The organism is Ferruginibacter sp. SUN002, from assembly GCF_050611725.1.
Classification (GTDB): domain Bacteria; phylum Bacteroidota; class Bacteroidia; order Chitinophagales; family Chitinophagaceae; genus Ferruginibacter.
In genome coordinates this window covers 504026-515785 of sequence record NZ_JBODJB010000001.1, presented here as the reverse complement: position 1 = coordinate 515785, position 11760 = coordinate 504026, and the positions used below count along the sequence as shown (strand labels likewise).

Annotated in this window: 8 protein-coding genes; 4 read left to right on the top strand and 4 right to left on the bottom strand. The window is 35.1% G+C overall.

Annotated features, from left to right (window positions below; genetic code table 11):
• Positions 1-5 precede the first annotated feature (5 nt).
• The 4 genes from ACQ33O_RS02220 to ACQ33O_RS02205 all read left to right on the top strand — a co-directional run bounded on the left by ACQ33O_RS02220 (position 6) and on the right by ACQ33O_RS02205 (position 6365).
• Positions 6-737 carry a DUF5131 family protein gene (locus tag ACQ33O_RS02220; RefSeq protein ID WP_430993919.1) on the top strand — a complete coding sequence of 244 codons (732 nt, stop codon included), beginning with the start codon at positions 6-8 and terminating at the stop codon, positions 735-737.
• A gap of 155 nt (positions 738-892) precedes the next feature.
• Positions 893-4132: a TonB-dependent receptor plug domain-containing protein gene (locus ACQ33O_RS02215; protein WP_430993918.1), complete on the top strand. Its 3240-nt coding sequence runs from the start codon at positions 893-895 to the stop codon at positions 4130-4132.
• A 71-nt stretch (positions 4133-4203) separates the two neighbouring features.
• Positions 4204-5652 carry a RapZ C-terminal domain-containing protein gene (locus ACQ33O_RS02210; protein ID WP_430993917.1) on the top strand — a complete coding sequence of 483 codons (1449 nt, stop codon included), beginning with the start codon at positions 4204-4206 and terminating at the stop codon, positions 5650-5652.
• Positions 5649-6365: a nucleotidyltransferase family protein gene (locus ACQ33O_RS02205; RefSeq protein ID WP_430993916.1), complete on the top strand. Its 717-nt coding sequence runs from the start codon at positions 5649-5651 to the stop codon at positions 6363-6365. The genes ACQ33O_RS02210 and ACQ33O_RS02205 overlap by 4 nt, the downstream gene beginning before the upstream one ends.
• On the opposite strand, the gene ACQ33O_RS02200 is transcribed toward ACQ33O_RS02205, so the two are convergent.
• From ACQ33O_RS02200 to ACQ33O_RS02185, 4 genes are all read right to left on the bottom strand, one after another.
• Complete coding sequence (locus ACQ33O_RS02200) at positions 6362-8278, bottom strand: T9SS type A sorting domain-containing protein (protein WP_430993915.1); 1917 nt, start codon at positions 8276-8278, stop codon at positions 6362-6364. The genes ACQ33O_RS02205 and ACQ33O_RS02200 overlap by 4 nt on opposite strands.
• 86 nt (positions 8279-8364) lie before the next feature.
• The gene (locus ACQ33O_RS02195; protein WP_430993914.1) at positions 8365-9696 is read right to left on the bottom strand and encodes an efflux RND transporter periplasmic adaptor subunit; all 1332 of its coding nucleotides are present in this window, start codon (positions 9694-9696) and stop codon (positions 8365-8367) included.
• Positions 9697-9890: 194 nt separating this feature from the next.
• Complete coding sequence (locus ACQ33O_RS02190; protein WP_430993913.1) at positions 9891-11342, bottom strand: TolC family protein; 1452 nt, start codon at positions 11340-11342, stop codon at positions 9891-9893.
• A gap of 140 nt (positions 11343-11482) precedes the next feature.
• Complete coding sequence (locus ACQ33O_RS02185) at positions 11483-11740, bottom strand: hypothetical protein (protein ID WP_430993912.1); 258 nt, start codon at positions 11738-11740, stop codon at positions 11483-11485.
• Between the last annotated feature and the right edge of the window lie 20 nt (positions 11741-11760).

Below are 11760 nucleotides of genomic sequence, written 5' to 3'. Positions count from 1 at the left end.
TAATCATGGCACAATCATCAATTGAATGGACTGAAATGACCTGGAACCCAACTACAGGCTGCAATAAAATATCAGCAGGTTGTAAGTATTGTTATGCAGAGGTAATGACAAGAAGATTAAAAGCAATGGGTATTGAAAAATATAGCGAAGGTTTTAAGATTCGTACACATGAAGATGCTCTTTTAACTCCTTATGGTTGGAAATCTCCAAAAATTGTATTTGTAAATTCTATGAGTGATATGTTTCATAAAGATGTTCCATTATCATTTATAAAAAAAGTCTTCAAGACTATGAATGAATGCCCACAACATACTTTTCAGGTTCTTACAAAACGCTCAGATATTTTATTGAAGTACCATAAGGAATTAAACTGGACACATAATATTTGGATGGGAGTTTCTGTCGAAGATGAAAAAGTAAAATATAGAATTGATGATTTACGAAAAACAAATGCTAAGGTAAAATTTCTTTCATGTGAACCATTGATTGGTCCGCTAAAGAAAATGAATCTTAAAAAAATTGATTGGGTAATTGTTGGAGGGGAAAGTGGTAGAACACCTAGACCAATGGACCCAGATTGGGTTTTAGATATTCAAGATCAATGTGCAAAAAGTAAAGTTGCATTCTTCTTTAAACAATGGGGTGGAACAAATAAAAAGAAAGCAGGAAGAGTATTGAATGGACGAACTTATGATGAAATGCCGACAATAGAAGAGTTAGAAGAAGTTGACTATTAATCTACGCTTAGATAAAAGTTCAATAAAGGTATGCCGTACAAGTGAGTGACACAACGATGATGCCATGAAAAACTTCAGCCGGTATCAAAAAAATATTTCCCTATCATTTATGTAATTCTTCAAATCTTCTCATCAAGTACCCAAATCACACTTGTATGAAAAGATTACTGTTTGCCATAGCCACTGCTTTTGTATGTATTGCTGCAACTGCACAGAACGGGCGCTTGTTTGATCAGACCATGATCATTAAAGAATGTAATGTATCGGTTACCACCAAGGGTATGCTGGCTACTACATGGATAGAGATGGAGTTTTACAACAATCGGAATGAAGAGGCAGAGGCTTTATATACTTTTCAATTGAATAGCGGTCAGGCAGTAACAGGATTGCAATTGATGCTGGGTCAGCAATACAGAGAAGGTACTATTGAAGAAAGCTGGAAAGCAAGACAGGCGTACTCTTCCATTGTAGGAAAAAGAATGGACCCGGCTTTGTTGCGAATGGTTGGCACGAATCAATACTCTTTAAATATTTATCCTGTAGCTGCAAAAAGCAGTCGTAAAATAAAGATAAAAATTGAAGAGCTTTTGAAATGTGCTAACGATGGATTCAAATACAGTCTTGATTTTTTAAGCAAGGATAATTTTGAAAAAATGTCTTTGTCTATTGATGTTACAGATCATCCTTATCAACCTATTTTCGAATTTGGGTTGCTTAAAAATGAGAAGTTCACTTCATCGGGAAATAGATATACTTTCTCAAAAAAATATGTTCCTATTAATAAACCGGATGTAATTTCTTTCTTTCTTCCCCAAAAATGCAATGCCTTAAGTGCATGTATGGAGTCTGCAACGGGATCGTTCTTTGTAAAAGCAGAAAACAAACAAATGAGAGATTATACCATCGATATTAAAAAATTAAGAGTGTACTGGGATTGTTCTGCTTCAATGAAAGACGGTGATAACAAATCTTATATAGCTTATCTGAAAAAAGTACTTACTAAATATAATCCCGATGAATTGACCATTGTACCATTCAATCAACAACTGTATGGCGAAAAAGTATTTGCTAAAAATGAGATTCAGCAAGGTAATTGGGAAAGTACGATCAAACAAATTAAAAAAGAGGGTGCAACACAATTTGGGATACTAAATTTTGATACGAATGATGATTTGATACTTGTATTCACTGACGGTTTACATACTTGGGGAAATAAGAAACCGGTTCTTGAAAAAACGCCTGCATATTTTATTTCTACTTACAACTACTATTACAACAACGATTATAATTATTACACTATTGATGGCTATGAAGATTATTATGCTTATTGGAGGCCTGCAATTAATTTCAAAGGATTTCATTTATACAATCAGACGTACGACACTATATCAATCAATTCTCTTTCAAAAATAAATATTTCACTTATTGCGGTAGAAGACGAATCGGGGAACAAAGCTGATATAAAATTACCTCAGGCTATTTCACTATCGATGATGATAACAGGTAAACTGAAGTCAACATCAAAGCAAGTTATTTTAAAATACGGTTATGGTAACAAAGTGTTGTACACACAGCAATACGATCTGCAGACCAACTGTTTTGGCAATGATTTTGAAAAGGCAAAATCACTGGCAAGTTTCGAACAGGTTATGTCGAATAATTACTGGTACCGTAGCCTTGCTTTTGGTATTGAGAATAAAATGGTAACATGGCAAACCTCTTTTATTGTACTCGAAAAAATTGAGGATTATGTGAAGTATAATATTACGCCTCCGGCAGATATTATGCAACAATGTATTGACAAGGGTTATGTAAAAACAGATTACAGGAAAAGATATGAGTATATGCAAAAAACAGACAATGTTGAAATGTTGAAGCAGGTTGTAACTGAATACAACAAGCGATTTGATATGTGGGGTACACAGCAGGATAAGATCAACATTAATGAAGTTGGACAAAGTTATTTGAAGATAGAACAAGATAAAGCAACAGAAAATGCTGAAAAGAAAAAACCGGCGATGCTAAATGCTTCATCGATCGCTATTCAAACTAAGGAAGAAGCTAGATCCATGGATGAAGTAGTGGTAGTTGGTTACGGCACCAAATTGAAAAGCGAGATGACCGGTTCAGTTACATCCATATCAAGTAAACAATTAAAAGATATTTCGATTAATTCTGTAGGCGAAGCTTTAACGGGGAGAATTGCAGGGATGCAGGTTACAACGTCTGATGGTAGTCCGGATGCGGAAGTAAAAATTAGAATACGTGGTGGCACTTCTCTCTCTCAAAGCAATGAACCATTGTATGTTATAGATGGCGTTGCAATAGAAAATGGATTGAATAGTATATCTGTAAACGATATAGAAAGAATTGATGTGTTGAAAGATGCAGGTGCATCAGCCATTTACGGTTCAAGAGCAGCAAATGGTGTGATATTGATTACGACTAAATCCGGTTCATACACTAATTACTATGGTCCTTCTAAACTTAAGAATCAGGAAGATGTAGAATATATTCAGGTGTTGAAGAAAACAGAAAAAAATAAAAAGTATAAAGCGTATAAAAGTCTTGAAGAAGTGTATGGTGATAATGCAACTTTTTATCTGGATATGGCACTGTATTTTTATGAAGCCGGTTTAGTGTCTTATACGGAAGAAATGATCCAAAAAGCTGCAGAGATGAGTAATGGCGATTATACTTCGCAATCTGCAATAGCATTTATATATGAACACATGAAGCAGTTTGATAATGCGATTCAAATTTATCAGAACCTTATCAACGATCAACCTGCAAATATTCGTTTTACCAGAGACATGGCCTGGGCATACTATCAAAAAAATAATATTGATTCGGCTATAAGAATATTGTATAATGGCATAACGAAATATGGGTATAACTGGGATGTACAAAATCTTAAAATGAAAGAGATGATGTTGGCTGATCTAAATATGATGATATCGCTGACCAAAGAAAGTATTGATATCAGCTACATTCCAAAAGAGATCATTAAACCAATTACTGCTGATATAAGAATTATTGTTGAAGCAAGTGCATTCGCTTTATATAATCTTGAGTACAATGTACCCGGGGCTAAAGATCTTAACAATCAAAAATTGAGTAATGCTGCCGGAGCCAGAATGCAAACTGCCGGACAAGATTACATGATATCCGAATTTCAAATGAAACATGCTAAAAAAGGAAAGTATGCTATTACGTTCAGAGATGATATGCATTATAATTACTTCGGGTCCGGATATCCATATTATGCTCGTATTATTAAGATCACTGATTTTGGCAAACCAACTCAATCGATCGATACAGATATAATTTCTCTATCGAATCAATATGGTACTGTAGAGATCGATAGCTTCAAGATCAAAAAAGAGCTTGATTAAAATACCGGAACTTAATATTTATTTGACTTATAAAGGATAAATTAAATTAATTTTGCCGTCAACTATAAGCTATGCAGACGGTAATCAACGAGATAAAAGAATTATTCGAACAATTTAGTAAAGATGAAATTAATGCAGTTGATAAACTGCCACAAAGCGGCGGCGACAGAGTTTATTTCAGAATAACTACTGATAAGACAAGCTATATAGCTACTTTTAATAACAACTTAAAAGAGAATAATACCTTTATCGCATTTAGTGGGCATTTTAAAAAAGCTGGAAGCCCTGTACCGGAAATTTATGCAGTAAATAGTGATAAAACTATTTACATTCAACAGGATTTTGGAAATGCCTCTTTACTGCATCAATTAGAAACCATAGGTTATAAGGATGATGTTTATGCTCTCTATCAAAAAAGCTTGAAAGCACTTGCCAATCTTCAGATCAATGGAGATAAAGGATTGGATTATAATCTTTGTATTACCAGTAAAGAGTTTGGTAAACAAGCCATAATTGCTGATCTGCTTTATTTCAAATATTATTTTCTCGACACATTAAAGATTCCTTACGATAAAGAAAAACTGATCGATGATTTCGATGCATTGAGCACTTACCTCAGTCATGTAGATCACAAGTATTTTATGTTCCGTGATTTTCAAAGCAGAAATATCATGGTAAAGGAAAATGAAATTTACTTTATCGATTATCAGGGAGGAATGAAAGGGGCTTTGCAGTACGATGTGGCTAGTCTGTTATGGCAAGCTAAAGCAGAGTTAAGCGATCAATGGAAAAATAATTTGTTGCAATACTACATTTCTTGTGTAGAAGAAATTTTAAATAAACCTATCGACAAAAATCGTTTTGAAGCACAATACAATGGTTATGTATTGATACGTTTACTTCAAGTACTGGGAGCATATGGTTTCAGAGGCTTGTTTGAGCGTAAAGCACATTTTCTGATAAGCATTCCTTTGGCCTTAAATAATCTGAAACATTTTTTAGCAAACAAACATGTAGGTATTGTTTTGCCTGAGTTTGAAAGATTGTTATCCATCATTATTGAAGATGAAGTTGTAAAAAGATTTCAGCCTACAAAAGCAACGGACAAAACACCGCTAATAGTGAAGATCAACAGTTTCTCTTTTTTAAAGAGCGGCTATCCGAAAGATGAAACAGCAAACGGAGGCGGTTTTGTTTTTGATATGAGAGGTATTTTAAATCCGGGTAGAATCGATGAATATAAAACTCAAAGTGGTTTAGATAAGGGTGTGCAGGATTTCTTAGAGCAACAAACAAAAATGCCGGAATTCTTGAACAGCATTTATAATATTGTAGATATTGCTGTGGAAGATTATATCAATCGCGGCTTCGAAAGCTTAATGATCAATTTTGGGTGCACCGGTGGTCAGCATCGTAGTGTATATGCCGCTGAGCAGGTAGCAAGGCATTTGAAAAATAAATTCAATGTGAAAGTGCAACTGAGTCATATGAATAAAGAAAACTGGAGGACTCTTCTATGAAAGCCATTATCTTTTCTGCTGGTCTTGGCACACGTTTTAAGCCTTGGACGAACTCACATCCAAAAGCACTCGCCGTTGTTAATGAGAAATCACTATTACAAAGAAACATAGAATACCTTCAGCAATATAATATAACCAATGTGGTAGTGAATGTGCATCATTTTCCGGATCAGATCATTGATGCCATTAACGCAAATGGAGGCTGGGGTAGTGATATAGCGATCAGCGATGAAAGTAACGAAGTGTTGGAAACGGGAGGTGGTTTATTAAAAGCCAGACATTTGTTAGAGGATGATGAATTTTTTATTACGCTAAATGTAGATGTGCTGACAGATCTGGATCTGAATAAGCTAATTGCTTTTCATATTGAAAACAATCCTTTGATCTCTTTCGGGATCACAGACAGGTTAACCTCAAGAAATTTTTTATTTGATGAAAATAGTCGTTTGTGCGGTTGGAGAAATAATCTTACTAAAGAAGAAAAAATATCTGTTGCTAAAAAAAATCTTGTAGAAAAGGCCTACAGTTGTGTAACGGTTTTTAATTCATCAGTATTTTCTCTTATTAAACAAACAGGTAAATTTTCATTAACTGAAACCTATCTTGATCTTGCAAAAGATAATACCATTTTAGGGTATAATCACACCGGTGATAAATGGGTAGATGTGGGTAAGCCGGAAAGTGTTGCTGTTGCAGAAAAGCTATTCCCTTAATGTTTGATCTGTATCTTATAAGTATTTACTTCGTTATCGTTTATTAATTTCAGTAAGTACATTCCATCCGGTATGTTTGTTGTTTCCAACCTGTAGTATGAAGGAGTGATCTGTTTACTTAGTATTTTTTGCCCAACTACGTTTATTAGTTCAGCTGTTATATTTCTTGCTGATGAATATGCTTTGTCAATACTGATGTAATTGCTTGCAGGGTTGGGATATATCGTAAAATTATTTGTCGAAGTGTTTTTTACCATCACTATTTTGCTATACACAAAATAACCATTGTTGTCGATCTCTTTTATTCTGTAATATAAATTGTCGGCTGATACATTAGGATGTTCTACACGATAATTTTCCTGATTGTTATCAGTAATGTTCATTTCAGTGAGCAATTTCCAATCAATACCATTGGTGCAATATTCTATTTCAAATTTCTTTGCATTGGTAACAGGAGTAGCTATCTGCCATTCAATAACCGTTGTTGTATTATTTTTCAGATTTGCTTTTACATGAATGAAATTTACAGGTAATAAAATATTATTCCAGTCGAGAGGTGTAGGAATATTTTCGTCCAATTCATTTGCATTTCCATTGTTGTTAGGATCTATGACAGCCGCTGGTCCGTTGTTTGAAGAGTCTGTTACATTAATAAGCGTTTGCGACAATGTTGATCCGATGGAGCCTGATGCAAAGGCAGTGTTGTAATAAATAATATCTGTTCTCAAATTTGTTACCTGACAATCAACTTTTATTTTGAATAAATAATTTGGCGATGCAGAAGTTTGATTCAATAAATTTTGTCCGGTGCTTAATAAATTTATATCACTTACTCCATTGTATCCGCTGTTAAGTGATAATCCGGTCACATTGTAACCCGGATAAAAGCTAGTACTAACATTTGAGATGTTTGCTCCACCAAATACCATAGCCAGATCATCGGCAACATTTATATTTTTTATAATTACATTGCCCATGTTCTTTACAAAGATCTCATAAGTTAGATTTGCTGTATTACTATTAATTTTTGTTACGTTGATAAGTCTTTTTGTAACACCAACAGCAGGAGATATGCTGGTATTGTCAATTGGGGCTTGTTCATTTTGAAATGCTTTTTTTGAACCTAATGCGTTATCACTGATATTATAGTCGAAGTAGTAACAACTGTCTAAAGAGTTGGTTCCTGTAATTTCCAACTGCCCATTCAAATAAGCAATACCAAATGTATTAGATGGCATAGTTTGTAAAAAAGTAGCAGTAGCATTTCCTGTTCCGCCATTGTAGTTGTTGATTTCGTAAAGCTGTGATGGATTTTGCCCGAGCGTAGCAAAAAATCTGCCGTTAGGTAAAATGGCAAGATCGCCAGAGCCAATATCTGTTGGGAAATGCCCGGTAGGAAATTCTAAAGTTTTACCCGATACTACATTACCTGTTGAAAGTTCAAATTGTTCTATGGTACATTGCCCTGTGCTGCTGTTATAATTTCTGATGGCCCACAAATTTCCGCTGTTATCAAATTCGAAATTATTGATAGTGTAATTTAAAACATAGGTTGGGTCGGTCGGAATAAATCCGGGACAAATAATGTCATTAGGTAAACCAATATCTAATTGCCATACTTTTGAATACACGAAATTGCGGGTATCATTTACATATATTTTATTGTCTTTCGGATTGTAAGCAACAAAAACAAAATAGTAAGATGGAAGCTGAGGGCCCATGTCGCAAGTTGAAAATGCTTCCGGGTTTGGGCCTAAAGGATTTTTTATAAGAGAAAGAATTGGATTATCGGGCCTTGCACAATCAAGACTGCCAATATTTACCAGTACAGAGTTTTGGCCAAAGACATTGTTATCAAAACTAAAAGCAAATAGCCCGACAAAAAGGAAGTATTTTAAGACAAGTTGTTTCATCCGGCAATATTTACTGATCAGCTATGCTGTATAACAGATAGAGGAAGAATACATACACTTAGCTGCTTTTAGTAAATATACAAAACTTACTTTTTTTCAAAGAGGTCTTTCTTATCAACCACTTTCACTTTTTCTTTTTCTTTAAGAAGCTTGCTAACAATATCATACGGGCCAGTAACTACTTCTTCTCCCTCTTTCAGCCCTTCGGTGATCTCTATGTAGTTGATATCCTGAATGGATGTTTTTACTTTTACTTTTTTGGTCATATGCTCTTTGTCCAAAATAAATACTACCACATCCAGGTCATCTGTTGAAGAGGGGGTCGATGAGTTTTTTTCATTTTTCGTACTATCAGATTTTTCTCTGGTTGTTACTGCATTTATTGGAATACTCAATACATGTTGATGTGTTTTAGTTTGAATATCTGCACTTGCACTCATGCCCGGTTTAAAAGGAAAAGAGCCTTTATTCATCAGATCCATATAACTATCGGGCAACAACCGAATGTATACTTTATAATTTGTTACATCGGAACTGGTATTTGCAGAAGCTGAAACGGAAGTAGCACCATTATTGCTGCTTGCAATTTGTGTAACAATGCCTTTGAATTTTCTGTCGGTATAAGCATCTACATCAATAACAGCACTATCACCTAAATGCACTTTTGTAATATCACTTTCACCAACATCTACACGAATCTCAATTTTTTGCATATCGGCAATACGCATCATTTCTGTACCCACATTAAAACTGTTGCCGGCAACTTTCTCTCCTTTTTTTACATTCATCAAACTTATTACACCATCCATTGGCGAAACAATAACTGTTCTGCTTAGATCTTTATTGGCTTTAGCCAGATTAGCCTGTGCACTTTTTATGGATGCACTGCCGCTTTGAATATTGTATAATGCAGCATTGTAATTTGCCTGCGCTGTTTTGAAAGACGATTCTGCTCCTTCAAATTCATTCTTGCTGATTACTTTTTCATCGTATAGCTGTTTTTGTCTATTATAGGTTTTTTCAGCCAGATCAAGCTGCGCTTTCAATGCATCTATTGCTGCACGTGAGTTTGCCGCCTGGGCTTCAGATTGTACTACACCACTTGCTGCCTGATTTTTTTGTATGTCATATACATCTGCATAAATACGGGCCAATACCTGTCCTTTCTTTACAGAATCACCTTCTTCTACATTCAGTTCAGTAATTTCCCCGCTGATATCCGGGCTCACCTTTACTTCAATTTCAGGATAAATTTTACCGCTGGCATTTACAATTTCAGTAATGTCTCTGTACTGTACTTTTTCAGCAGTTACTTTCATTCCCTCACTCTTCCCGAATATTCCGGAAGCTTTAGCAGCTATCATTAAAATAATCAATGCCACAGCACTGATCATTATCCATTTCACTTTCTTGCTCATATTATGAGTTTATTATGTTTTATTTTTTTGGAACAAGCATAATGACATTGCTCAACATCGTTGTGAACTATGTTCTGTAGTTTTTTGGCTTTTATTAAAAGTCAAAAAACGATATCACTTGTACCGCATATCTTTATTGAACAAATTATTCAAAAGCTTTTGCTTTTCAAAGTCCTCTCTGTAGGGGGGGGGTATTACAATTTTAGCCCCTGACCTTTGTAAAACTCCAGTACTTTCATTTTAAAAACATAATCAAACTGATTTTGGATCAGTTCAAATTTTGCTCTCAATAAGTTATTCTGATTTGTGATCAGTTCCAGTGTTGTAAGCATCCCGGCATCGTATCTTTTCTTTGCGAAATCATAACTGCGTTGCGATGTTTCAACTGTTTTTTTTGCAGCATTAAATTTTTGCAATGCTACTATAGCTGAGTTGTATGCCTGATAAATATCTTGTTTTAATTTTTGATTGTCCGCTTCCTTCTGTAATTCAAGATTTTTGGAAGTGAGTTTATTTCTTTCCCATCCTGTTCTCAAATTTCCACCACTGAAAATAGGTAGGCTGATACTAATGCCAACTGACTGTCTAAAGTTATCGGAAAACTGAGTGAACAAAGGATTAGATTTTACCGTACCGTTTTTTACTTTTGAGTAGGAGGGAGCGTAGATATCATATTCGATTCCGCCACCAGCATCAGCTTTTAATTCAGTAAGCGCTTTGCCATTAGGCACTAGAGCATAATTCGGAATATTAAAATAGTTGGCATAACCCGAACCAAGGCTTCCATAGGCTGAAATGGAAGGATACATTCTGCCTTTGGCAGCTTCTGTGTTCTTTACCGCGGCTTTCAATTTAAGGTCGTTTATTCTTTGCTGAGGAAGGTTAGCTACCGCTAATGTATAAACGCTTTCAGGTTGAAGAGTTGCTATGTCGTCTATCGGGATAAATTCTACCGGTGGGGTTTCTACATCAAATGCAGTTGCTGCATCCATCGCCATATAAGCTTTAAGATTTAAAACAGCTTGTTCAACATTTCCTTTTGCACTTACGACAGTAGCACTATCTCTGGCTACCTGCGCTTCTAATTCAGCTGCATTCAATTCGGGCAGAGAGCCTGCGTCTACCATCTTTCTTGTATTTCGTAATTGCGATTGCGACTGTTGTAGTTGCACTCCTGCGATCTTTTCCTGCTCCTCGGCCAGTAATATTTGTAAATAAAAATTTGCTACTGCAAGGGAAATATCATCTTTTAATTTATCAGTTGTAGCTTTTGCAGCTTCGGCTTCCCATTTATTAGCCGCAATCGTATTTTGTTTACTGTACCAGTTAAAGATTTCTACACTGCTTTGCAACTGCATATTAGTAGCAAGGTAGCTTTGCGTAATCAAACTATATGTAACCGGATCCTGATTTCGGCCACTATTAAAGCTGGAATTTAAATTATAATTCAAATTAGGATATTGACTCAATTTGCTTTGCTTGTATTGAAGCTCCGATATTTTACTTTGTATATCTGTCTGCTTAATAGAAATATTATTCGCTAAAGCATAGTCAATGCATTTCCGAAGATCCCATTTTTGTTGCGCAATGGTGCTGTTACAGAATAACCCTATTGTAATAAAAAGAAATAAACGTCTGATTAACATGTAACAAAAATAAACTATCAGTCATTATCAATCTAATATCTCTTTGATAAACGGCATTTAATCTGCTCTTATTGGCTGAGTTCAATAAGCAAAAAAGCACTTCCTTTTAGGGAAGTGCTTGATATTATTGTAAATACTTATTACTTAACTGTTACAGCTTGCGGCTTTAATGAGGCAACTCTTTTTTTGATGATCCTCATGGCCAACATAACTCCCATTCCAATTAAAATGACTGTCATTTTTGGATCTAAGGGTACGGCTTGTGGTTCAGCATCAGGGTTATCACCTGGATTTTGGCCAAAAACTATACTAGGAAGTACAAACAAACATAAGGCTACGAATACAGGAATTACCCGCTTTTTTGCTACCAATACCGCTGACTTTAATTGCAATTTCATTGTAAAAATTTTATTAGATT

What these genes read in the sequence shown, in the direction of transcription:
- ACQ33O_RS02220 (WP_430993919.1), top strand. Translation starts at nt 6, where the DNA reads ATGGCACAATCATCAATTGAATGGACTGAAATGACCTGGAACCCAACT.
- ACQ33O_RS02215 (WP_430993918.1), top strand. Translation starts at nt 893, where the DNA reads ATGAAAAGATTACTGTTTGCCATAGCCACTGCTTTTGTATGTATTGCT.
- ACQ33O_RS02210 (WP_430993917.1), top strand. Translation starts at nt 4,204, where the DNA reads ATGCAGACGGTAATCAACGAGATAAAAGAATTATTCGAACAATTTAGT.
- ACQ33O_RS02205 (WP_430993916.1), top strand. Translation starts at nt 5,649, where the DNA reads ATGAAAGCCATTATCTTTTCTGCTGGTCTTGGCACACGTTTTAAGCCT.
- ACQ33O_RS02200 (WP_430993915.1), bottom strand. Translation starts at nt 8,278, where the DNA reads ATGAAACAACTTGTCTTAAAATACTTCCTTTTTGTCGGGCTATTTGCT.
- ACQ33O_RS02195 (WP_430993914.1), bottom strand. Translation starts at nt 9,696, where the DNA reads ATGAGCAAGAAAGTGAAATGGATAATGATCAGTGCTGTGGCATTGATT.
- ACQ33O_RS02190 (WP_430993913.1), bottom strand. Translation starts at nt 11,342, where the DNA reads ATGTTAATCAGACGTTTATTTCTTTTTATTACAATAGGGTTATTCTGT.
- ACQ33O_RS02185 (WP_430993912.1), bottom strand. Translation starts at nt 11,740, where the DNA reads ATGAAATTGCAATTAAAGTCAGCGGTATTGGTAGCAAAAAAGCGGGTA.